Source organism: Blastococcus deserti (genome assembly GCF_042682525.1).
Lineage (GTDB): Bacteria > Actinomycetota > Actinomycetes > Mycobacteriales > Geodermatophilaceae > Blastococcus_B > Blastococcus_B deserti.
Genome location: NZ_JBHUHP010000030.1, coordinates 1 through 22,514, shown reverse-complemented (window position 1 = coordinate 22,514; position 22,514 = coordinate 1). Strand labels below are relative to the sequence as shown.

Annotated in this window: 22 protein-coding genes; 9 read left to right on the top strand and 13 right to left on the bottom strand. The window is 74.0% G+C overall.

From position 1 onward, the window contains the following. Entirely contained in the window at nt 1–915 is a 915-nt protein-coding gene (locus ACFSHS_RS20005) for a DNA-3-methyladenine glycosylase family protein (protein WP_376879970.1), read from the bottom strand. A gap of 38 nt (nt 916–953) precedes the next feature. Continuing rightward, nucleotides 954–1,538, bottom strand: coding sequence for an antibiotic biosynthesis monooxygenase (locus ACFSHS_RS20000; protein WP_376879968.1), 585 nt, complete (start codon nt 1,536–1,538; stop codon nt 954–956). 97 nt (nt 1,539–1,635) lie between these two features. Between ACFSHS_RS20000 and ACFSHS_RS19995 the strand changes: the two genes are divergently transcribed. After that, nucleotides 1,636–2,490, top strand: coding sequence for an Fpg/Nei family DNA glycosylase (locus ACFSHS_RS19995; RefSeq protein WP_376879965.1), 855 nt, complete (start codon nt 1,636–1,638; stop codon nt 2,488–2,490). 83 nt (nt 2,491–2,573) lie between these two features. On the opposite strand, the gene ACFSHS_RS19990 is transcribed toward ACFSHS_RS19995, so the two are convergent. Then, nucleotides 2,574–3,413, bottom strand: a complete 840-nt coding sequence (locus ACFSHS_RS19990; protein ID WP_376879963.1) for a PspA/IM30 family protein — start codon at nt 3,411–3,413, stop codon at nt 2,574–2,576. A gap of 134 nt (nt 3,414–3,547) precedes the next feature. Here ACFSHS_RS19990 and ACFSHS_RS19985 point away from each other — a divergent pair, with 134 nt between their 5' ends. Continuing rightward, nucleotides 3,548–4,561, top strand: a complete 1,014-nt coding sequence (locus ACFSHS_RS19985) for a PfkB family carbohydrate kinase (RefSeq protein WP_376879961.1) — start codon at nt 3,548–3,550, stop codon at nt 4,559–4,561. Next, entirely contained in the window at nt 4,558–5,043 is a 486-nt protein-coding gene (locus ACFSHS_RS19980) for a GNAT family N-acetyltransferase (protein ID WP_376879958.1), read from the top strand. The genes ACFSHS_RS19985 and ACFSHS_RS19980 overlap by 4 nt, the downstream gene beginning before the upstream one ends. 7 nt (nt 5,044–5,050) lie before the next feature. Here ACFSHS_RS19980 and ACFSHS_RS19975 read toward each other — a convergent pair whose 3' ends face one another. Next, entirely contained in the window at nt 5,051–5,539 is a 489-nt protein-coding gene (locus ACFSHS_RS19975; protein WP_376879956.1) for a TetR family transcriptional regulator, read from the bottom strand. Between the two features lie 146 nt (nt 5,540–5,685). Next, entirely contained in the window at nt 5,686–6,093 is a 408-nt protein-coding gene (locus ACFSHS_RS19970; protein WP_376879954.1) for a helix-turn-helix domain-containing protein, read from the bottom strand. A gap of 370 nt (nt 6,094–6,463) precedes the next feature. Between ACFSHS_RS19970 and ACFSHS_RS19965 the strand changes: the two genes are divergently transcribed. Next, nucleotides 6,464–7,228 carry an AfsR/SARP family transcriptional regulator gene (locus ACFSHS_RS19965; RefSeq protein WP_376879952.1) on the top strand — a complete coding sequence of 255 codons (765 nt, stop codon included), beginning with the start codon at nt 6,464–6,466 and terminating at the stop codon, nt 7,226–7,228. 7 nt (nt 7,229–7,235) lie between these two features. Here the strand turns inward: ACFSHS_RS19965 and pgsA are convergent, their stop codons facing one another. After that, a complete protein-coding gene (pgsA, locus tag ACFSHS_RS19960; protein WP_376879949.1) occupies nt 7,236–7,898 on the bottom strand; it encodes a CDP-diacylglycerol--glycerol-3-phosphate 3-phosphatidyltransferase in 663 nt (220 codons plus the stop codon). 5 nt (nt 7,899–7,903) lie between these two features. Beyond that, entirely contained in the window at nt 7,904–9,406 is a 1,503-nt protein-coding gene (gene rimO, locus ACFSHS_RS19955) for a 30S ribosomal protein S12 methylthiotransferase RimO (RefSeq protein ID WP_376879946.1), read from the bottom strand. Between the two features lie 219 nt (nt 9,407–9,625). On the opposite strand from rimO, the gene ACFSHS_RS19950 reads away from it, so the two are divergent. Beyond that, nucleotides 9,626–10,408, top strand: a complete 783-nt coding sequence (locus ACFSHS_RS19950; RefSeq protein WP_376879944.1) for a DUF899 family protein — start codon at nt 9,626–9,628, stop codon at nt 10,406–10,408. A gap of 138 nt (nt 10,409–10,546) precedes the next feature. On the opposite strand, the gene ACFSHS_RS19945 is transcribed toward ACFSHS_RS19950, so the two are convergent. Then, nucleotides 10,547–13,054 (bottom strand): FtsK/SpoIIIE family DNA translocase, encoded by a 2,508-nt coding sequence (locus ACFSHS_RS19945; RefSeq protein WP_376879941.1) that lies wholly within the window; start codon nt 13,052–13,054, stop codon nt 10,547–10,549. A gap of 89 nt (nt 13,055–13,143) precedes the next feature. On the opposite strand from ACFSHS_RS19945, the gene ACFSHS_RS19940 reads away from it, so the two are divergent. Beyond that, nucleotides 13,144–15,150, top strand: a complete 2,007-nt coding sequence (locus tag ACFSHS_RS19940) for a prolyl oligopeptidase family serine peptidase (RefSeq protein ID WP_376879939.1) — start codon at nt 13,144–13,146, stop codon at nt 15,148–15,150. Here the strand turns inward: ACFSHS_RS19940 and ACFSHS_RS19935 are convergent. The 4 genes from ACFSHS_RS19935 to ACFSHS_RS19920 all read right to left on the bottom strand — a co-directional run bounded on the left by ACFSHS_RS19935 (nt 15,147) and on the right by ACFSHS_RS19920 (nt 19,178). Further along, entirely contained in the window at nt 15,147–16,847 is a 1,701-nt protein-coding gene (locus ACFSHS_RS19935) for a ribonuclease J (protein ID WP_376879937.1), read from the bottom strand. The genes ACFSHS_RS19940 and ACFSHS_RS19935 overlap by 4 nt on opposite strands. Nucleotides 16,848–16,920: 73 nt before the next feature. Beyond that, a complete protein-coding gene (gene dapA, locus ACFSHS_RS19930; RefSeq protein ID WP_376879935.1) occupies nt 16,921–17,820 on the bottom strand; it encodes a 4-hydroxy-tetrahydrodipicolinate synthase in 900 nt (299 codons plus the stop codon). 9 nt (nt 17,821–17,829) lie between these two features. Next, entirely contained in the window at nt 17,830–18,345 is a 516-nt protein-coding gene (locus ACFSHS_RS19925; protein ID WP_376879932.1) for a dihydrofolate reductase, read from the bottom strand. 23 nt (nt 18,346–18,368) lie between these two features. Further along, nucleotides 18,369–19,178 carry a thymidylate synthase gene (locus ACFSHS_RS19920; RefSeq protein ID WP_376879930.1) on the bottom strand — a complete coding sequence of 270 codons (810 nt, stop codon included), beginning with the start codon at nt 19,176–19,178 and terminating at the stop codon, nt 18,369–18,371. A 91-nt stretch (nt 19,179–19,269) separates the two neighbouring features. On the opposite strand from ACFSHS_RS19920, the gene ACFSHS_RS19915 reads away from it, so the two are divergent. Continuing rightward, nucleotides 19,270–19,713, top strand: a complete 444-nt coding sequence (locus tag ACFSHS_RS19915; RefSeq protein ID WP_376879928.1) for a DUF1232 domain-containing protein — start codon at nt 19,270–19,272, stop codon at nt 19,711–19,713. Here the strand turns inward: ACFSHS_RS19915 and ACFSHS_RS19910 are convergent. Then, nucleotides 19,687–20,922 (bottom strand): winged helix-turn-helix domain-containing protein, encoded by a 1,236-nt coding sequence (locus tag ACFSHS_RS19910; protein ID WP_376879925.1) that lies wholly within the window; start codon nt 20,920–20,922, stop codon nt 19,687–19,689. The genes ACFSHS_RS19915 and ACFSHS_RS19910 overlap by 27 nt on opposite strands. A gap of 66 nt (nt 20,923–20,988) precedes the next feature. On the opposite strand from ACFSHS_RS19910, the gene ACFSHS_RS19905 reads away from it, so the two are divergent. Further along, nucleotides 20,989–21,597, top strand: a complete 609-nt coding sequence (locus ACFSHS_RS19905) for a GNAT family N-acetyltransferase (RefSeq protein ID WP_376879923.1) — start codon at nt 20,989–20,991, stop codon at nt 21,595–21,597. Then, on the top strand, nt 21,594–22,259 hold the full coding sequence (locus tag ACFSHS_RS19900) for a DUF2461 domain-containing protein (RefSeq protein ID WP_376879921.1): 666 nt from the start codon (nt 21,594–21,596) through the stop codon (nt 22,257–22,259). Before ACFSHS_RS19905 ends, ACFSHS_RS19900 begins: the two co-directional genes overlap by 4 nt. The last annotated feature ends 255 nt before the right edge of the window (nt 22,260–22,514 follow it).

The following is a 22,514-nucleotide window of genomic DNA, read 5'->3' as shown; positions in this document are numbered from 1 at the left end:
TCAGCCGACCGCCGCCGTCCTCGGCACGGGACGGGCGGGCGCACGCATGCTCCCGCTGCTGAACGCCCTGATGAGCACCGACACCCAGCTGCGATAGGGCGCCCAGCGCTCGGCCACCGATGCGAGGTCGGCCACGGTCGGGGCCTCCAGTCCGTAGAGCACCGCCATCGCGGCGTGCAGTCGCGGCTCCGTCACCGGGAAGACGTCCGGAGCGCCGGCTCCCCGGACCACCACCAGCTCGGCGGAGAAGGAACCCATCCCCGGGAGCTCGCGGACTTCGGCCAGGGCCTCACGCACCGGGAGCGCGCGGAGCCGGTCGGCGTCGAGCCGTCCCTCCAGCGCCGCCTCGGCGAGCGCTCGGAGCCGCTCGCGCTTGACGTCGGGCACCGGCAGCTCGTCGACGACGCCGCGCAGGTGGGCCGCCGCCGGGAACCCCCACAGGTCCTGGCCGTCCACCTGCCGCCGATCCCCGTGACTCCGGGCGATGCGTTCCTTCACCGCAGCGGCGGCCACCATGCTCGTCCGTTGCGCCAGGACCGCCCAGCAGGCGGCCTCGTACGGGGAGAAGAAGCACACCGGCCGCAGGCCCGGATACCGGGTGGCCAGCTCGTCCACCACCGGGTCGGCGACGCGGACGGCCCCGAAACCGGAGCCGTCGACGTCCAGCGACAGAATCCGGGCCAGCTGCGCCGGGAGGCGCTCCGCGAGGGGCCCGCTCACATCGGCGAGCACCGCGCCGTCGCGGTCCTGGCGCACCGCCACCCCGACGGCGGCGCCGGTGCCCTCCACCGGGAAGGCGAGCCGGAGCACACCGTCCGGCGACCCGCGGTGCCGGGCAGGGACGAAGTCCTCGAGGAACCGGGCGCTCGAGGCGAGGGAGAAGGGACCGCGCACCGGCAGCTGGAGGGTGGCCATGCCGGCGGTCTACTCCGCGGGTCCGACAGTTCCCCGGCTCAGTCCCCGGACGGGCGCAACCAGCCGGCGAGCAGTCGCGTGAGCGCCGGCATCGCCACGTGACCCAGGAGCAGGACCACGACGACGGCTGACAGCAGCAGCCGCAACCCGACCGGCCAGGACGTCAGGTGCGGCGTCACGAGGAGCTGGAGCAGCGACGTGATGGCGAAGACGGCGGCGATGGTGAGCACCGTCAGCCGCCAGCGAGGGCCCGGCCGCACGGGGCGGGTGAAGAAGCTGTCGAGTCCCGTGACCCGGGCGTAGCGCTCTTGCTCGACGATGCTCTCCACGTGCGCCAGCGCGGTCCGTCGCTCCGCGGACCACTCCCAGGCTGCGAGGGACTCGTCGTCCTGGAACCGGTAGACGAGGTGGTACTCCGAGCTGCCCGGACCCGGGTGCAGCAGGCTCGCGCCGAGGTTGCCCGGGAAGCGTGCGGCCACCCGTAGCACGTTCTCGGCCCATCGCTCGAACGCCTCCCGGCGGTCCGGGCGCACCACGCGGGCGACGGTGACGGTGACCGGCTCGGCGTTCGGGGTGGCGGAGGCGGCGCCGGACCGGGCGCGACGCAGCAGGGGCACGCTCACGCAGACATCCAGCGTTCCCCGGGCAGCCGGTCATCCCGGTTGTCGGTGGTCTCACACCTGATGAGCAGGGCCGATCCCGGGCGGGGACACTGGAGGCGTGCCCGAGGGTGACACCGTGTGGCTGGCCGCCCAGCGGATGAACACGGCCCTGGCCGGCGGCACCCTGCGCCGTGGTGAGTTCCGGCTGCCACAGCTGGCCGCGCTGGATCTCACCGGAGCGACCGTCCGGGAGGTGGTGCCCCGCGGCAAGCACCTGCTGATCCGGCTGGCCGACGACCGGACGCTGCGCACCCACTTCCGGATGGACGGCAGCTGGCACATCTACCGGCCGGGCACCACGTGGCGGGGCGGTCCGGCGTACGACATCCGCGTCGTCCTGTCGACCGACGACTGGGACTGCGTGGGATACCGGCTGCACGACGTCGAGCTCGTGCCGACGGCCGAGGAGGACCGGCTCGTCGGTCACCTCGGCCCGGACGTGCTGGGGCCGGACTGGGACCTGGAGGAGGCGCTGCGCCGGCTGCGCGGGCACCCCGACGAGCAGATCGGCGTGGCCCTCCTCGACCAGCGGAACGTGGCCGGGATCGGCAACCTCTACAAGGTCGAGGCGCTCTTCCTCGCCGGCGTCCACCCGTGGGCACGGGTCGCCGACGTGCCCGACCTGGCGGCCCTCGTCGAGCGGGCGCGCACGCTGATGCTGGCCAACCGGCACCATCCGGAGCAGAGCACCACGGGCGACACCCGCCGCGGGCAGGACCACTGGGTGGCCGGGCGCAAGGGACGACCCTGCCGCCGGTGCGGCACACCGATCCTGCTGGGCGAGCAGGGCCCAGGAACGCAGGAACGGGTGACCTGGTGGTGCCCGAGGTGCCAGGCCGCCCGCTCTCCGATCGACCCGGCGGCACGCACCGGGGAGCCGGGCCGACCCCGGCCGGTCACCCTGTACCGCTGAGCCGGCCGCGGCCGCCCGGCGGCCCGGCCCTTCCCGCAGGGTTCCGCCGCGGGCCAGCGAGCGGACGGCGCAGGAAGGTCCTGCTACTGCTCGGGGCGTTCGGCGGGCTGGGCCTCCCGCTGCTCGGTCCCCGGCTGCTCGACCTCCGGGGTGCCCTGCCCGATCGCCGCGGTGGCCTGGTTCCCCTCGACGGCCGGCGTGCCGCCCGCCATGGAGGCGCGGATCTGGTCGAGGCGCGAGGCGCCCGCCACGTCGAGGGTCGCCTTCTGCACCTCGAGCATCCGGCCCTCGACGGAGCTCTGCGCCAGCTCGGCCTGCCCCAGCGCGTTGGCGTAGCGCGCCTCGATCTTGTCGCGGACCTCCGAGAGGCTCGGGGTGTTCCCCGGCGCGGAGAGCTCGTTGACCTGGCGCAGCGACGAGGCGACGTGCTCCTGCATCTTCGCCTGCTCCAGCTGCGACATCAGCTTGGTGCGCTCGGCCAGGGTGGTCTGCAGCCGCATGCGGCTCTGCTCGACCGCACCCCGCGCCTGCTCCGCGGCCTGCAACGCCTCGTCGTGGCTGCGCTTGAGGTCCTCCATCGCCTGCTCGGCGGCCACCAGCTGGGTGGCGAAGGCCTGGGCGGCGTTCTCGTACTCCGCCGCCTTGGCTGCGTCGCCGGCGGCGCGGGACTTGTCGGCGAGCACCAGCGCCTGGCGGGCGGAGGCCTGCAGCTTCTCCACCTCCCCCAGCTGGCGGTTGAGCCGCATCTCGAGCTGGCGCTGGTTGCCCAGGACGGCGGCGGCCTGGTTGGCCAGCGCCTGGTGACGCTGCTGCTCGGCCTCGATGGCCTGCGCGATCTGGATCTTGGGGTCGGCCCGCTGGTCGATCTGGGCGTTGGCCGACGCGGTGAGGTACTTCCACAGCTTCACGAACGGGTTGGGCATGGGTCCTCCTGCTCCGGCGCAGCGGCCGGCCCGGTGATGCTCCGCATCTCGACGTCGTCGCCTCATCGTCCCAGGTGTTGCTCGGTCGGAGCGAGCGCGGGCGGATCGGTCACCCGCGCGGTTAGGGTGCCCCCGTGCCCGACTCCCCCGTCCTCTGCGTGCTGGGCGAGCTGGTGGTCGACCTGCTGCCGGTGCCGGGAGCGGACGCCGGCCCCGAGGGCACCGCACCGCAGTACGTCGCCCGCCCGGGCGGCAACGCCCTCAACGTCGCGGTGGCCGCGGGGCGCCTCGGCGCGCCGGTCCGGCTCATGGCCCGGCTCGGCACCGGTCCGCTCGCGCCCCACCTGCGCCGGCACGCCGAGCTCTCCGGGGTCGACGTCGGCGGGTTCGTCGACGCGTCGGAGCCGGTCAGCCTGGCCGTCGTCGGCCTGGGACCCGACGGTTCCCCCGACTACGGCTTCCACGTGCTCGGCGCCGCCGACTGGCAGTGGACCGAGGACGAACTCGCCCACGTCCTTCCCGCGCGCCCCGGTGTGCTGCACGTCGGGTCGATCTCCAGCTGGACCGCTCCGGGCGCCGATGCGATCGCCGGGCTGGTCGAGCGCCTGCACGTCCGGGGCAGCACCCTGATCAGCGTCGACCCGAACATCCGGCCGATGCTGGCCGAGGGTCCTGTGGGCGAGGTCCTGGGCAACACCCGGTCGGTCGTGGATGCCCGCCTGGACCGGCTGGTCGCGCAGGCGGACGTGGTGAAGGTCAGCGCCGAGGACCTCGCGTGGCTGGAGCAGCCGTCCGATCTCGACGACGCGGCCCGGCGGTGGGCCGGTCGCGGGCCCGGGCTGGTCCTGCTCACCGACGGCGGCGCCCCGTTGCGGGTGGCCCGGCCCGGGCGCCCGGTGCTGCACCGGGAGCCGCCGTCGGTGACCGTCGTCGACACGGTCGGCGCGGGCGACTCGCTGGCCGCCGGCCTCCTGACCGGGCTGCTGGAGGCGGGCGTCACCTCGCGCGCCGCGCTGGAGTCCCTGCCCGACGAGGAAGTGCTGGCGCTCGTCGACGACGCCGCGCTGGTGGCCGCGCTGAACTGCACACGGGTCGGCGCCGATCCCCCCACCCGCGCCGAGCTCGACGCCGCGCGGGCGGCGCGGTGAGCGCGGGCCTGAGGCTGGTCGGGTTCGAGGAGCTCTCGGCCGGTGCGCTGCGCGAACGGCTGCTGGCCCGTCGGTCGGAGTTCTGGTCCGGTTCGACGCTGGACGACGAGTCCGTCCGAGCGCTGCACGACCCGCTGTTCTTCCACCAGCTCGGCGGCTTCGGCGCCCTCGCGCGAACTCCCGACGACGAGGACGCGGGCTACCTGCTGGGGGTGGTCAGCGCCGACCGGCTCGGCGTGGTCCATGCCGTCGCCGTCCACCCCTCGTGGCGCGGACGCGGCGTCGCGCGCCGGCTGGTGGAGCGGTTCGCCACGCTCGCGACGTCCGTGGGGGCCCGTGCCGTGCAGGCCGTCGCGCCGCCGGGCGACCCGGCGGTGCTGTCGCTGGCCCGGCGGTTCGGCGCCCACGAGGTGGCGGCACCGGCGCACGCGGGGCCGGGAGCGGACCGGGTCCTGCTGACCCGCTCGCTGCCGTTGGACTGACCGGCGGTCAGGCCGCCGTGAGCAGCCTCGCCAGCCGGGCCGCGTGCCGGTGGCGGGTCGTGGAGCGACCGGGCTGGAGGACCACCCCGAGGAGCCAGCGCCCGGCCAGTTCGGCGGCGTCGTCGTCGAGGTGCAGCGCTACGGCCAGGCGTCCGGTGAGCTCCGCCCATCGCCCGGCATCGACGCCGAGGAGGGCGGTCAGCAGCTCCGGCTCGGTGCCGGCCAGCCGCCGGAGCACCGGATGCGCGCCGAGCTCGTCGGCCAGCGCCGCCAGCGCCTGGTCCAGGGGCCGGCCGGCGGCCACCGCGGCCAGCCGGTCCAGCTCCGCGGCGAGCAGCGCGGCGGCGACCTCGTCCTTGGTCCGGAAGTGGTTGTAGAGGGTCGCCTTGGCGACGCCGGCGGCGGCCGCGATCGACTGCATCGTGCTGCGGCGCAGGCCGTGGTCGGCGAAGGCCCGCGCGGCACCGGCGAGCAGCCCGAGCCGGGTGCGGCTCATGCCGTTCCCGCTGCGGGTGTGTGCGCCCGGCAGGTGGACCGGTCCCCGCCGCACGGTGGGTGGAGCGGCTCGCGACGGCAGCACGGCTCCTGTCTCGCACCGCGCTCCGCGTCCGTCAAGGACCGGCGGGGGCGTGTCGCGGTGCGTCAGGCGGCGAGCGACACGGCCTCTCCCCGGCGCAGGGCCGAGCGGGCCGGGGCACCGACCAGCGCGAGAGCCGGCTCGGGCACCGGCTGCGCGGCCGCCGGCTGCTCGGCGGGCGTCTCCGCCTCGGCGGCAGGCGCCCCGTCCGACGGGGCCACCGGTCGCAGGGCCCCACCACCGGCCACCCGGAGCTGCAGGCTCACCTCGGCCAGCAGGTCGGCGAGCTCGACCTCGAGGGCGTCGCAGATGGAGGCGAGCAGCTCCGAGGAGGCTTCCTTCTGCCCGCGCTCGACCTCGGAGAGGTAGCCGAGGCTGACGCGGGCGGCTCCGGAGACGTCGCGCAGCGTCCGGCGCTGACGCAGCCGGTGACCACGCAAGGTGTTCCCGAGCTGGGTGCGCAGCAGCGTCATGGCCGTCTCCTGTCCTGCGAGCGGGGAAGCGGCGGCGCCCGGTCGGGGCGCCGTGCGCTCACGGTACGCGGCGCCCGTTCTCCGGGCCGGACCGGCCGGCGCGCGTCCGCTCATGGCGTAACGCCGGAGCGGGGTCGCGGCTTCCCGGAACCTCGGCCCGGGCGCGCGAGCAGCCCTTCCAGGGCGCCGGCCACCGCGGCCGTCCGGACGGTGGCCCGGTCACCGGCCGGCGACACCCCCGCGGTGGGTGGCGCCGGCCCCCGGTACCGAAGCCAGGGCCGCGCAGCTGTACCTTCCGGCCACCGCGGGCCCTCCCTGAAGTGCGGATCGGGCACCTCCCGTGCCCGAGCGCCCACTGGGGAGGCGCCGGATGCACGACGACATCGACCCTTCGGTCCCGCTCGTCCGCGTCATCGGCGGTCTGTCGGTGCACTACGGCGGCCGGCGGCTGCCCCTCCCCCCGGGCAGCCACCGGCTGCTCGCCTACCTGGCCCTGCATCCGGGCGGGGTCGACCGCCGCCGCGCGGCGGGCGCGCTGTGGCCCACCGTGGACGACGGCCGTGCCGCCGGGAACCTGCGGTCGGCGCTGTGGCGGCTGCAGCAGGTCGGCTGCCCGCTCGTGCTGGCCGAGCAGTCGGCCCTCGGTCTCCGCGACGGGGTCGAGGTGGACATCGCCCGGCTGGAGGCGTGGGCGACCCGGATCCTGTCCGGCCTTGCCACACCCGGCGACCTGGCCGTCGACCCCGGTCCCATCGCCGAGCTCGAGCTGCTGCCCGGCTGGTACGAGGACTGGGTGTTGTCGGTCCGCGAACGCCTGCACCTGCGTCTGCTGCACGCGCTCGAGGAGCTGAGCCTGCAGCTGCGCCGGTCGGGCCGGCCGTCCGCCGCGGTGGAGGCGGTGCACGTGGCGGTGCTGGCCGAGCCGCTCCGCGAGAGTGGTCAGCGAGCGCTGATCGAGGCCCACCAGGCGGCCGGCAACTGGGTGGCGGCACGCCGCCAGTACGACTCCTTCCGCAGCATCCTGCGGCGCGAGATCGGCGTCGAGCCCAGTGCCGAGCTCACTGCCGTGGCAACCGCGCCACGGCCTTGGCGCGTGCGCCTCCCGCTCCCCCGCCGCGGTGCGCCGGAGCGGTGACCGGAGCTCAGACCGCGGTGTCGGTGCGGGCGCCACTGGGGCCGGCGGCCCGGCGGGCCGCCGCGGCGCGCATCGCCCGGGCGCTGGTGCGACGCAGCGTCAGCGCCCGGTACACGTAGTCCAGCCCCGTGAACACGGTGAGCAGCAGCGCGGCGGCCATGACCCACCAGCGGCAGGTGGCCAGCACGCCGGTCAACGGCAGGATGTAGAGCCCGATCGCCACCGACTGCGCGACGGTCTTCGCCTTGCCGCCCCGGCTCGCCGCGATGACGCCGTGCCGGATCACCCAGAAGCGCAGGAGGGTCACCCCCACCTCGCGCGCCAGGATCACCAGCGTGACCCACCACGGCAGCAGGTGCATGACCGACAGCCCGATCAGGGCCGTGCCGGTGAGCGCCTTGTCGGCGATGGGATCGGCGAGCTTGCCGAACTCCGTGACCTGCCCGGTGCGCCGCGCGATCATCCCGTCGTAGCGATCGGTGATGATCGCCAGGACGAACACGAGGGTGGCCCAGTACCGGTCGGCGTCCCGCAGCCCGTCGTCCTGGAGGAGGAGGACCGCGAGGACCGGTACCACCGCCAGCCGCAGCACGGTGAGCGCGTTGGGCAGGTTGACCAGCTTCGCCGACGACGGGGGCGTGGCGGCCGGGTCCGGGGCGACGTCGGTCACGCCGGTCACCGCCCGACCGGGGCCGTGCCGCCGGACGTGCCGCCGGGCGTGCCGAACGCGATCCCGGCCGGGGCCAGGGCCCGGGCGACCAGGTCGATGCCGTCGGTGGCGACGACCTCCGCGGCCAGCAGCCGGCCGGCCACCGCGTCGGCGGGCACCCCGGCCACCGTGGTGGTGCCGTCGGCGTCCGGGTCCTGGTGGGCGGCGTGACCGATCCACACGCCGGGGCCCTCCTCGGCGGAGACGTCCTCGGTGAGCAGCACGTCCACCCGCTCCCCGATGCGGTCCTCGGCGCGCTGGGCGGTGAGCTCCTCGACCAGGTCGGTGATGCGCCGGACCCGCGCGTCGATCTCCGCCTGGTCCAGTTTGCCGGGCAGACCCATGGCCTCGGTGCCCTCCTCGTCGGAGTACCCGAAGACGCCGACCGCGTCCAGGCGGCCCTGGACGAGGAAGCGCTCGAGCTCGGCGACGTCCTCCTCGGTCTCGCCGGGGAAGCCGAGAATGACGTTGGTGCGGAAGCCCGCGGTGGGCGCCAGCCCGCGCGCCCGCTCGATCAGCGCCAGGAAGTCGTCGGTGCCGCCGAAGCGCCGCATGCGCCGGAGCAGCGACGGCGACGAGTGCTGGAAGGACAGGTCGAAGTACGGGGCGACCCGGTCCGTGCCCGCGATGATCTCGAGCAGGCCCGGCCGGAGCTCCGCCGGCTGGAGGTAGGCGACCCGGACCCGGGCGATGCCCTCGACGGCGGCCAGCTGCGGCAGCAGCTTCTCCAGCGACCGGAGGTCGCCGAGGTCCTTGCCGTAGGAGGTCGAGTTCTCGCTCACCAGCACCAGCTCGGTGACGCCCTGGGCGGCCAGCCACCGGGCCTCCCCCAGCACCTCGGCCGGCGGGCGGGACACGAACGCGCCGCGGAACGTCGGGATGGCGCAGAACGCGCAGCGCCGGTCGCATCCCGAGGCCAGCTTCAGCGCGGCCGACGGGCCCGAGGCCAGGCGCCTGCGGCGGAGCCAGTCGTGACCGGGGATCGACGGCGCGTCCTGCGCCGCGGTGGCCGCCGTCCGCTCGACGGGGCTGATCGGGAGCAGCGTCCGGCGGTCGCGGGGTGTGTGCGGCACCAGCGGCCGGCCCGCGAGCACGTCGTCCAGCCGGTCGCCGATGGCGCCGTAGTCGTCGAAGCCGAGGACCGTCGCCTCGGGGAGCGCACCGGCCAGTTCCGAGCCGTACCGCTCGGCCATGCAGCCGACGGCGACGACGGACGCCCCGGAGTCGGTCGCGGCGAGGATCGCGTCGACGGAGTCCTTCTTGGCGGTCTCGATGAATCCGCAGGTGTTCACGAGGACGGCGTCGGCGCCTTCGGCGTCGTCCACCAGCTCGTAACCTCCGGCGGCCAGCCTTCCGGCGAGCTCCTCGGAGTCCACCTCGTTGCGGGCGCAGCCGAGGGTCACCATCGCCACCGTCCGCCCGCGGGGCTCGGGCCCGAGATCCGGGGCGGGGCGGGGCACAGCTGGCACCCGGCCATCGTAGTCGGCTCGCGAGTCCCGCACCGGCGCCAGACCGGTGGCGGGCGTCTCAGCGCCCGTCCGTGACCTCCTCGACGCGACGTGGTCCGTGCAGGCGCGACCGAGGGCACCCCCTGCCGCGATGAGTTCCGGCCGGGTCGCGGGTCTGTTCCGGTGACCGTCGCAGGACGTCGCACGACGCTGCCCGGCACGAGAACCACGGAGGACACCATGACGACCACGCCGATCGACCCGACCACCGCGCTGCCCGGCCGCCCACCCGTCGTCGACCTGGCCACCTGGCAGGCCGCCCGGAACGAGCTCCTGGTCCGCGAGAAGGCCCACACCCGGGAGGGCGACGCCCTCGCCGCAGCCCGCCGCCGGCTGCCGATGGTGGAGTTCGACGGGACGGTCGAGGTCGTCGGGCCCGACGGCCCGGTCCCCTTCCTGGACCTGTTCCAGGGCCGCCACGAGCTCGTCGTCTACAAGCACATGTGGTACGACGGCGCGCCGCACCAGGGGCAGTGCGAGGGCTGCACCATGACGACCTGGCAGCTGAGGGACACCGTGTACCTCAACGCCCGCGGCGTCTCGTTCGCCGTCCTCACCACGGGCCGGTGGGAAGAGGTCGCCCCCTACGTCGAGTTCATGGGGTACACCCAGCCCTGGTACTCGGTGCGCGACGTGGAGGAGCCGGTCGGCGGGGAGATGGGCTTCCTCACCTGCTTCCTGCGCGACGGCGACCGGGCATTCCTGACCTACTCCACGACCGGCCGCGGCAACGAGCCGGTCGCCGCGTCGTTCGGGCTGCTCGACAGGACGCCCTACGGCCGAGGCGAGGCGTGGGAGGACAAGCCGGAGGGCTGGCCCGAGGGGCGCGAGGCGTGCTGGTACTGGCGCTCGGACGCGGAGGGGAACCTCACCTGGGGCCCGACCAGCCGTCCGGTGCCGCAGTGGACCCGCCCCGGCGCGACCCCCGTGGACACCCTCGGCCGGCACGGCCCCCACCACTGACGCGCCGTCGGCGACGGCGTCGGCGCAGGCGTCACGTGCCGGGCGGGACCTTCCGACCATGCGGACGCCCTCCGTGTGCCCGCTCGGTGGGCGGTCCACCGGGAAGGTGCAGGCCGCTCACCGCGGCCCTCGGGGTGCTCAGCCCTCGCCACCGCGCAGCGTGAACAGCACGGACTCGAGCTCGTCGGGCTTGATCAGCACGTCCCGGGCCTTCGACCCCTCCGACGGCCCGACGATGCCGCGGCTCTCCATCAGGTCCATGAGCCGGCCGGCCTTGGCGAAGCCCACGCGCAGCTTGCGCTGCAGCATCGACGTCGAACCGAACTGGCTGGTGACGATGAGTTCGACGGCCTGCACCAGCAGGTCGAGGTCGCCCCCGATGTCCTCGTCGATCTCCTTCTTCTCGCCGGCGGCAGCGGTGAAGACCTCGTCGCGGTAGTCCGGCTCCGCCTGTCGCTTGGTGAACTCGACGACCGCCTCGATCTCGGTGTCGGAGACGAAGGCGCCCTGGACGCGCATCGGCTTGCCGGCGCCGATCGGCAGGAACAGCGCGTCACCCATGCCGATGAGCTTCTCCGCGCCCGGCTGGTCGAGGATGACGCGGCTGTCGGTGAGGCTCGAGGTGGAGAACGCCAGCCGCGACGGCACGTTCGCCTTGATGAGACCGGTGACGACGTCGACCGACGGTCGCTGGGTCGCCAGGACCAGGTGGATGCCGGCGGCCCGGGCCTTCTGGGTGATGCGGACGATCGACTCCTCGACGTCGCGCGGGGCCACCATCATCAGGTCGGCGAGCTCGTCGACGATCGTCAGGATGTAGGGGTAGGGGCGGTAGACCCGCTCGCTGCCGGGCGGGGCGGTGATCTCGCCCTTCTCGACCTTGCGGTTGAAGTCGTCGATGTGCCGGACGCCGGTGGCCCGCATGTCCTGGTAGCGCTGCTCCATCTCCTCGACGAGCCAGGCGAGCGCGGTGGCCGCCTTCTTCGGGTCGGTGATGATCGGCGTGATCAGGTGCGGGATGCCGTCGTAGGGAGTGAGCTCGACCATCTTCGGATCGACGAGGATCATCCGCAGCTGCTCGGGGGTCGCCCGCAGCAGGAGCGAGGTCAGCAGCGAGTTGACGCAGCTGGACTTACCGGCACCGGTCGCGCCTGCGACCAGCAGGTGCGGCATCTTGGCCAGGTTCGCGCAGACGAAGCCGCCCTCGATGTCCTTGCCGAGGCCCACGAGCATCGGGTGCGGGTCCTGCTTGGCCGCCTGCGAGCGCAGGACGTCGCCCAGGCTGACCTTCTCGCGGTCGGTGTTGGGCACCTCGATGCCGACGGCGGACTTGCCCGGGATCGGCGCCAGGATGCGGATGTTGTCGTTGGCGACCGCGTACGCCATGTTCTTGGTGAGCGCGGTGATCTTCTCGACCTTGACGCCCTGCCCCAGCTCGACCTCGTAGCGGGTGACCGTCGGCCCGCGGGTGAAACCGGTGACGGCGGCGTCGATGTTGAACTGCTCCAGGACACCGGTGATCGCCTCGATGGCGACGTCGTTGGACTTGGACCGGGCCCGCGGCGGATCACCCGGGCGCAGCATGGTCACCGACGGCAGCTTGTAGTCGCCCTCGACGGGCTGGATGGACAGCTGCTCGGGCTCGGTGATCGGCGGCAGGTCCTCGGCCGGCATCGTGCGGTCCACGACCGGCGGCCGGGGCGCCGAACGCAGCTCGGTGTGCTCCGGCTCGGTGGTGAGCGTCGCCTCGGGTGCGGCCTCGTACGCGGCGTGGTCGATCGGCCCGGTGACGAGCAGGTCCTCCGCCAGCGACTTCTTGCCGAATCGCCGCCCCTTGGGCGCCTCCTCGGCCTCGTCGTCGTCGTACTCGTCGTCGTACTGGTCGTCGTCGTCGTAGTCGTCGCGGCCCAGCAGGCGGTCGGTGAACTCGCGCAGCCGCTCGGGGATCTGGTGGACCGGGGTCGCCGTGATGACCAGCAGCCCGAAGAAGGCCAGCAGCGAGAGCAGGACGACGGTGACGATCGTGCCGATGCCCGCGGTGAGCGGGGTGCCGACGGCCCAGCCGAGCAGCCCGCCGGACCCGGGGGTGCCGGCCTCCGGATCCGCCGGGGTGCCCACGATCTGCGCGATGCCGAGGACCGAGGCCACGGTGCACAACCAGCCGATCGCGAGGCGCCCGCGCGCCTCCGGCCGAGGGCCGCGGCGCAGCAGGCGCACCGCCGCGAAGAACAGCACGACCGGCAGGACCATGACCAGGGAACCGATGATCCAGCGGACGCCCTGGGCCAGTCCGACGCCCACCGGGCCGATGCCGTTGCTCCAGGCGGCGGCGCCCAGCACGATCGCCAGGCCGAGGACGGCGAGACCGACGCCGTCCCTGCGGTGCTCGGGGGCCAGCGGTTCGGCCTCCTCGGGCCGGGCCACCGAGCGGGCGATGCCCCCGGCGCCGCGCGCGAGCAGGTTCCAGCTGCCCGCGACCACGCCCCACAGACCGGGTGAGGTCTTCTTCCCGGCGGGACGGCGGTTGGTGCTCGAGGCGCGCTTCGCCGGCGGCCGCTTCTTGCTCGCAGCCGTCGAACCCGACCGACCGCCGGCTCTCGAAGAGGTCCCCGCCGGTCGGCGCGACGACGTGGTGCGGGCAGGCATGCGTCGGACGGTAATCGCCTTCGGTGCTCCGGGCGGGCAGGCAGAGGCTCGTGTCCCTTTCCGCCGGTCCCGGCTCTAACGTCACGGTCATGGTCTCCACCCTGCTCCCCCACGGCGCCTGGCCCACCCCGATCACCTCGGAACTCGTCGTCCGCGCCGCCGCTCAGCTCGGCGAGGTCGTGGTGGACGGCGACGACGTGTGGTGGTCGGAGTCACGGCCGGCCGAGGGAGGACGGTCGGTGATCGTCCGCCGCTCCGCCGACGGGACGGTGAGCGACGTCCTGCCTCCGCCGTGGAACGCACGGACCCGGGTGCACGAGTACGGCGGCGGGGCCTGGACGGTCGCCGGTGGCACGCTGTGGTTCACCGAGTTCACCGACCAGCGGCTGTACCGGCTCGACCCCGGAGCCGCCTCCCCCGTACCCGTCACCCCCGAGCCGGACGTGCCCGCCGGGGTTCGCCACGCCGACCTGCGGGTCACCGCCGACGGCGTCCTCGCCGTGCGGGAGACGCATCCGGCCTCCGGCGCGGCGGCCGACGTCGTGAACGAGCTGGTCCGCGTGGGCTCCGACGGCTCGGCGGTGCTGGTCTCCGGGCCCGACTTCGTCTCCGATCCCCGCCCCTCCCCCGAGGGCTCCGGCTTCGGTGACGGGGCGCTCGCCTGGCTGCAGTGGGACCACCCGTACATGCCGTGGGACGCCGCGCAGCTGGTCGTCCGCGGCGGTGACGGCCGGGAGCACGTGCTCGCCGGGGGCCCGGGCGAGTCCGTGGTGCAGCCGGTCTGGGGGGACGACGGCACGCTCTGGTTCCTGTCCGACCGCACCGACTTCTGGTCGCTGTACCGCCGGCCTCCCCGCGGGGAGGTGGAGCTGGTGGTCGACCTCGGCAGTGACATCGGCGGGCCGCAGTGGCGGTTCGGCCAGAGCCGCTACGCGCTGCTGGCCGACGGCCGGGTCGTCCTCGCATACGCACGGGCGGGTCGCGACCGGCTGGCCGTCCTCGAACCGGGCGGGGAGCTGCGCGACCTGGACCTGCCATGGGGCACCTTCCGCTACGTCACGGCGCAGGGGACGGCGGTGGTGTGCCTCGCCGCCGGCCCGTCCAGCGAGCCGGTGGTGCTGCGGGTCGATGTGGACGGCGCGGGTGCGGAGGTGCTGCGACCGGCGCGCGAGCTCGGCCTCGACCCGGCCTGGTTCTCCGTCCCCGAGCACCTCGGCTTCCCGACCCCCGAGGCCGGGACCGGCATCGACATCGCGCACGCGCTGGTCTACCCACCGACCAACCCGGAGGCCACCGCCCCGGACGGCGACCTGCCACCGCTGCTGGTGGTCGTGCACGGCGGCCCGACCGCGGCGGCGGTGCCCGTCCTCGACCTCGGGATCCAGTACTGGACCTCCCGCGGGTTCTGCGTCGCGGACGTCGACTACCGGGGGTCGGTCGGCTACGGACGGCGGTACCGGGACGCGCTGCAGGGCCGGTGGGGCCAGGTGGATCTCGACGACGTCGTCGCCTGCGCGCGCTTCCTGGCGGAGGCGGGGCGGGTCGACCCGGCGCGCATGGCCATCCGCGGGGGGTCGGCCGGCGGCTACACGACCCTGGCCGCCCTCACCATGCGGCCGGGCGTGTTCACCGCCGGCGCCAGCCACTTCGGGCTGGCCGACCTCCGGGCGTTCGTCGGCGAGACGCACAAGTTCGAGTCGCGGTACCTCGACGGGCTGGTCGCGCCGTGGCCATCGAGGGCCGACGTCTACGTCGAGCGCTCACCGATCAACCACGTCGACGCCCTCGACACCCCGCTGGCGGTGTTCCAGGGCGAGGAGGACGCGATCGTGCCCCCTGCCCAGGCCGAGGTGATCGTCGCGGCGCTGCGGGAGAAGGGCGTGCCGCACGCCTACCTGCTGTTCCCCGGCGAGCAGCACGGCTTCCGCAAGGCGGAGAACATCCGGGCGGCCCTGGACGGCGAGCTGTCCTTCTACGCCCAGGTCTGGGGGTTCGACCTGCCCGCCGACGAGGGCATCACGCCGATCCAGTTGGAGAACCCTCCTGCCCCCCAACGCTCGCAAGCTCGCGGCGGGACCCCGCAGGAGGGCCGCTAGACCTCGAGGACCGTCGGGATGATCATCGGGCGGCGGCGGTGCGTGTCCGAGACCCACTTGCCGACCGTCCGCCGGATGAGCTGCGAGAGCCGGTGCGAGTCGACCTCGTCGTCCTGCAGTGCCCGCTTGAGGTTGTCCTCGACCAGCCCGAGGACCTCGTCGAAGGCCGCGGGGTCGTCGGAGAAGCCCTTCGTCGACAGGTGCACCGGCCGGACGATGGTCCTGGTCGACGGCTCGATCACCACGGTCAGCGCCACGAAACCCTCGTCGCCGAGGATCCGCCGCGCCTGCAGGGACTCCTCCCCGACGTCGCCCACGTTGACACCGTCGACGTAGACGTTGCCGATCGGGACACTGCCCACGATCGCGGCCTTGCCGTCGACCAGGTCCACGACGACGCCGTCCTCGGCGAGGATGACCCGGTCACGGGTCATGCCGGTCTCCTCGGCCAGCGCGGCGTGGGCGCGCAGGTGCCGCCACTCGCCGTGCACCGGCATCAGGTAGCGCGGCTGGGCGACGTTCAGCAGGGTGCGCAGCTCCCCCGCCGGCGCGTGACCGGAGACGTGCACGCGAGCGGTCTCCTTGTGCACGACGGTCGCGCCCAGCCGGGCCAGGCCGTTGATCACCTTGTAGACGGCGGTCTCGTTGCCCGGCACCAGGGACGAGGCGAGGACGACGGTGTCGCCGGCCTCGATCGTGACCTGGTGGTGCTCCCCCCGGGCCATGCGGCCCAGCGCCGACAGGGGCTCGCCCTGGGACCCGGTGCAGACCAGGACCACCTGCTCCGGCGGCATCGCGGCGGCCTCGTCGAGCGAGATCATCAGCCCGGGGGCGACCCGCAGCAGGCCGAGGTCCCGCGCCACACCCATGTTGCGGACCATCGAGCGGCCGACGAAGGCCACCTTGCGCTTGTGCTGCTCGGCGCAGTCGAGCACCTGCTGGATGCGGTGCACGTGGCTGGCGAAGCTCGAGACGATCAGGCGCTGGGTGGCGCGGGCGAAGACGTCGTCCAGCACCGGGCCGATGCTGCGCTCGGGGGTGACGAAGCCCGGGATCTCGGCGTTGGTGGAGTCCGACAGCAGCAGGTCGATGCCCGAGAGGCCGAGCCGCGCGAACGCGCCCAGGTCGGTCAGGACGCCGTCGAGAGGCAGCTGGTCCATCTTGAAGTCGCCGGTGTGCACGAGCAGGCCGGCGGGCGTGTGCACCGCGACCGCGAGTGCGTCGGGGATCGAGTGGTTCACCGAGATGAACTCGCAGTGGAACGGCCCGGCGACGTGGTCGTCCCCGGCCGCCACCTCCACCAGCTCCGGGTCGAGGCGGTGCTCCCGCAGCTTCGCGGCCACGAGGGCGAGGGTGAACCGGGAACCGACGAGCGGGATGTCCTCGCGCAGGCGCAGGAGGTAGGGGATCGCGCCGATGTGGTCCTCGTGCCCGTGGGTGAGGACGACTGCGGCGATGTCGTCGAGCCGGTGCTCGATGACCCCGAAGTCGGGGAGGATCAGGTCGATCCCGGGCTGCTCGGCCTCCGGGAACAGGACGCCGCAGTCGATGACGAGCAGCTTGCCGTCGAACTCCAGCACGGCCATGTTCCGGCCGATCTCGCCGAGACCGCCCAGCGCCATGACGCGCAGGCCGCCCTCGGGCAGCTGCGGCGGCGCCTTCAGGTCCAGATGGGGCTGGGTCACCTGGCCGCTCACGAGACCTCCTCGCCGGCGCTCCTCCGGCCCGTTCGCCCCACTGCCCGATCCACCGTCGCGCCGGCACGCTCGGTCACGACCTGACTCCCCCCGCGGCCAGGTCGGCCCGCAGCTGCGCCACCTGCTCCGGGGTGGCGTCGACCAGCGGCGGCCGCATCGGACCGGCCGGGAGTCCGAGCGCGTTCAGCGCCGCCTTGATCATCATGGCGCCCTGACCGCCGCCCATCACCCCGGTGTAGACCGGCAGCAGGCTCTCGTTGATCGCCCGCGCCTTGACCAGGTCGCCGGACTCCACCGCGGCGATCAGCTCGGCCAGCCGGGGTCCGACGAGGTGACCGACCACGCTGACCACGCCGACGGCACCGAGCGCCAGCAGCGGGAAGTTCAGCATGTCCTCGCCGGAGTAGTAGGCGAGGTCGGTACGGGCCAGCGTCCAGGCGACGTCACCGAGCCGTCCCTTGGCGTCCTTGACCGCCACGATCCGCGGGTGCTCGGCGAGCCGGACGAGCGTCTCCACCTCGATGGCCACCTGCGAGCGCGGGGGGATGTCGTAGAGCATCACCGGCAGGTCGGTCGCGTCGGCCACGGCGGTGAAGTGCCGGAGGAGGCCGGCCTGCGGCGGACGGTTGTAGTACGGCGTGACGACGAGCAGCCCGTGGACCCCGAGGCGAGCAGCGGACCGCGCCTTCTCGATGGAGTGGGCGGTGTCGTTGGTGCCCACACCGGCGATGACGGTGGCCCGGTCGCCGACGGCGTCGAGGACCGCCTCGAGCACCGCGTGCTGCTCGCCGTCGGCGATGGTCGGGGCCTCCCCCGTCGTCCCGAAGACGACCAGACCGTCGTGGGACTGCCGGTCGACCAGGTGGGCGGCCAGCTCCTGCGCTCCCGAGAGGTCGATCGAGCCGTCCTCCGCCAGCGGGGTGATCATCGCCGTCAGCACGCGCCCGAAGGGCCGAGCGGGGTCGCTGGTCATGGGAGGAATCTACCCAGCGGAGCCGACGGTTCCCCGTGCGTACTCCGAGACCGCGTAGCGCAGACCCGACGAGGAGGAGAACGACCAGCCCTCCTCCGGTGTCCGGGCCACGCGGTCCCACCCGGCCCCGACGGGCGGGGCCCAGGTGTCCCCCTCGACCGCCACGTCGACGTCGGTGACGACGAGCCGGTCCGCGTGCGGCAGGAAGGCGGAGTAGACGGCACCGCCACCGATCACCCACAACGAGTCGTACCGGGCGAGCACCTCCGCGACCGAGGCGGCCCGCTGGGCACCCTCGGCCGACCAGGCCGGATCGGACGTGAGGACGACGTTGGTGCGGCCCGGCAGCGGCCGGAACCGCGGCGGCAGCGACTCCCACGTCCGCCGGCCCATGACGACCGTCGAGCCGGTCGTGAGGGCGCGGAACAGCTTGAGGTCCTCGGGCAGGTGCCACGGCAGGCCGCCGGAGGCACCGATCACCCCGCCACGGGCCTGCGCCCAGACCATCCCGACGGTGCCCGGCACGAGCGGTGTCCTCCCGAGCCCGGTCACACCGCCACGGCTGCCCGGATGGCCGGGTGGGGCCGGTAGTCGCGGAGGGTGAAGTGCTCGTAGGTGTAGTCGAACAGCGACGGCGCCGGCGCCAGGTCCAGCGACGGGAAGGGCAGCACCTCGCGGGAGAGCTGCTCGCGCACCTGCTCCGTGTGGTTGCTGTAGATGTGGCAGTCGCCGCCGACCCAGATGAAGTCACCGGGGGCGAGCCCCACCTGGTCGGCCACCATGCGGGTCAGCAGCGCGTAGCTGGCGATGTTGAAGGGGACGCCGAGGAACATGTCGGCACTGCGCTGGTAGAGCTGGCAGGACAGCCGGCCGCCGGCCACGTAGAACTGGAACAGCGCATGGCACGGGGCCAGCGCCATCTCCGGCAGGGCGCCGACGTTCCACGCCGACACGACCATGCGGCGGGAGTCGGGGTCGGACCGCAACGTCGACAGGATCGAGGAGATCTGGTCGATCTGCTGACCGTCGGGCGCCGGCCACGACCGCCACTGGACCCCGTAGACCGGACCGAGCTCGCCCTCGGGCGACGCCCACTCGTCCCAGATGGTGACGCCGTGGTCGCGCAGCCAGCCGACGTTGCTGTCACCCCGGAGGAACCACAGCAGCTCCACGGCGATCGACTTGAAGTGCACCTTCTTCGTCGTCACCAGCGGGAAGCCGCGGGACAGGTCGTACCGCAGCCGCTCCCCGAAAAGGCTCACCGTGCCGGTCCCGGTCCGGTCCTCCTTCGGCGTCCCCTGCTCGAGGATCCGTCGGAGGAGGTCTTCGTACTGGGTGTCGATGGGTGCGCCGTCCACGGGCCCGAGGGTACGGAAGGGGACGGACAGGGGGCGCGGCCCGATCCCCTCCCGCACCACCGGCCCATCGGCTACCGGCAGACTCCTCGTCATGGACTGGTGGCAGGTGCTCGTCGCCGTCGGGGGCGGCCTGCTCCTGCTCTGGGCGGTGGTCCTCGCGCTGCTCTGGCGGTCGCGGCCCGAGGACCTCACGGTGCGCGAGGCCCTGCGCCTGCTGCCGGACCTGATCCGGCTGGTCCGTCGCCTGGCCACCGACCGCTCGCTGCCCGGTGGCGTCCGGCTGCGGCTGTGGCTGCTCCTGGGCTACCTGCTCTCCCCGGTCGACCTCGTCCCCGACGTCGTCCCCGTGCTGGGCCACGCCGACGACGTCGTCGTGGTGGCCCTGGCCCTGCGGTCGGTGGCCCGCACGGCGGGCAACGAGGCCCTCACCCGCGCCTGGCCGGGCACTCCGGCCGGGCTCGCCGTCGTGGTGCGGCTGGCCGGACTGGACCAGCGACCCGCCGCCCGGCTACGCCCCGACGTCGGTCCGGACTGAACCGGTCCGCCGGGCGAGGTCGGCGGCGAGGTCACCACGCTCGGCGATGGTGACGTCGTCGAGCTCCAGCCAGTCGGCCATAAGCCGCAGCTCGTCGGCCAGGGCGGCCGAGACCAGCGGGCGGTCGACGCCCTCCTCCCCGTGCACGGCCTGCACGCGGAGGACGCCGGCCTGCCGGTCGGCCTTGAGGTCGGCGCGGGCCACCAGCCGGTCGCCGAGCAGGAAGGGCAGCACGTAATAGCCGTGGACGCGCTTGGCCGCGGGCGTGTAGATCTCCAGGCGGTAGCGGAAGCCGAAGATGCGCTCCACCCGCGGGCGTTCCCAGACCAGGGAGTCGAAGGGACTCAGGAGCGCGCGGGCGCGGATCCAGCGGGGACGGCGGGCCCCCGGGTCCAGCCAGGCCGGAGCCCCCCAGCCGGCGACCTCGACCGGCAGCAGCTCGCCGGCGTCGGCCAGCTCCGCGACGGCCGCGCGGGTGGCCGCGGGCCGGAGCCGGAAGTAGTCGCGCAGGTCCCGCTCCGTGGCCACGCCGAGCGCCCGCGCGGCGGTGCGGACCAGTTCGCGGACCGCGTCGGCCGGATCCGGCGTCGGGATCTGCAGGACGGCCGCCGGCAGCACGCGCTCGGTGAGGTCGTAGACCCTCTCGAAGCCCGTCGTCCGGTGCGTGGCCGTGATCGCGCCGGTGAAGAAGAGCCACTCGAGGGCCACCTTTCCGGCGTGCCAGTTCCACATCGTGCCCGGGCGCTCCGGGCGGGGTTCGGCCAGATCGCTGGCCTTGAGCGGCCCGTCGCTGCGGACCCGCTCCAGCACGTCGGCGACGTAGTGCGGCCGTTCGCGCTGCAACCGCACCATGTTGCCCCAGGCGTGCTCCTCGGCCGCGGTCATGCGCCAGCGCAGGAAGGGGTGCAACCGCACGGGCAGGAACGACGCCTCGTGCGCCCAATACTCGAAGATCGCATGGCGCCGGGCCGTGAGGTCGTCGAGCGCCGGCCGGGGGTAGTGCCCCAGCCGGCTGAACGCCGGCAGGTAGTGGGAGCGGGACAGCACGTTCACCGAGTCGATCTGCACCACGGCCAGCCGCTCGGTGAGCCGGCGCAGCTGACGAGCGCCCACGCTGCCGGCGGGACGCGGATCGGCGAAGCCTTGCGCGGCGAGGGCGATCCGCCGGGCCAGCCCGGCGGGCAACCGCTCGGCGTGGAATGCGCTCACGCCCGCCGATCCTGCCCGGTGGGTACGACGTCCGCCCGGGCTCCCGCCGGTGCTTACGCTGCGCGGGTGAACTCCGAGTCGTCCCTCCCGCGTGCCACGGGCACCGCGGACGTCTCCGTGCGCCCGGCCCGGCCGGACGACGCTGCCGACATCGCCCGGATCCAGCTGGTCACCTGGCGGACGGCCTACCGCGCAGCCCTCCCGGCCGCCGTCCTCGACGAATGGGATGCCGACGCCGCGACCGCCAGCTGGCGGTCGGCGATCACTTCGCCGCCGACTCCCGGACACGGCGTCGTCGTCGCTGTCGAGCGCCACACCGTGGTCGGCTTCGCCGCCTTCGGTCCCGCCGAGCTCGGTCCGGACGAGGAGGCGGACCCCGCCGGCCCCACGGCCGAGGTCGGCACGCTCCTCGTCGAACCGCGCTGGGGGCGTCGAGGACATGGCAGCCGGCTGCTCGCGGCCGTGAGCGACCTGGTCCGGACCGGTGGGGCCGCACGGATGCAGGTGTGGCTGCTCGACGGTGACCGCGTGTCCGCGGGGTTCTACGAGTCGGCCGGTTGGGCCCCCGACGGATGGGCGCGCACCCTGGACACCGGCGCGGACCCGCTGCGGGAACTCCGCTGGCACGCGCTCCTCGACGACGCACCGACGGACCACGCGGGGACGACGGCATGAGCTTCGCGGGCTTTCCCGACGAGGGGCTGGTCTTCTACGAAGGTCTCGAGGCCGACAACACCAAGACGTACTGGACCAGGCACAAGAGCTCCTACGAGCAGCACGTGCGCGCGCCGATGCAGGCGCTCCTGGAGGAACTCGCACCCGAGTTCGGGCCGGCGAAGATGTTCCGGCCCTACCGCGACGTCCGCTTCAGCAATGACAAGACCCCGTACAAGACCCATCAAGGAGCGGTGGTGCACCCCGAGGGCGGGGGCGCCGGGGCCTGGTACGTGCAGATCTCCGCCGACGGACTCATGGTGGCGGGCGGATCGTGGCGCCTGGAGTCCGACCAGGTCGCGCGGTACCGCCGGGCCGTGGCCGACGGGGTCCACGGCCCGCACCTGGAGGCGGAGGTGGGCCGGCTGTCCGCGGCCGGATGGGCCATCGAGGGTGAGAAGCTCTCCCGCGTGCCGGCGGGCTTCGCGCCCGACGCCGCGCGAGCGGAACTCCTGCGGCACAAGTCGCTGCACGCGACCCGTCGATGGGTGCCGGCGGAGTGGCTGCACGACCGGCGGGCGCTGGACGAGGTCCGCGCGGCGTGGCGGGACCTCCGGGCTCTCAACGCCTGGCTCGCCGACAACGTCGGCGCGACCACGAAAGAGCCCCGCGCTCGCCGGTGATCCCGCTCTCCCGTACCGGAACCGGGAGCCCCGGGCGTTCGGCACGCACCCCTCTCTCCTGGTGGAACGGGTCCCTTCGGCGCCGACGGTCCCGACGCCCGGCCGTCATACCGGAGAGCGGCCTCCGAATCGCAGCCAGGGACTTCGGCGCCGATGTCCACTGGAGGGCGCGATCGGCTGCTCCGGCAGTGCGGGCCCGGGAACGGCGAAGGGCCCCAGCCTGGTGGCTGGGGCCCTTCGGGAATGGTTGTCCGG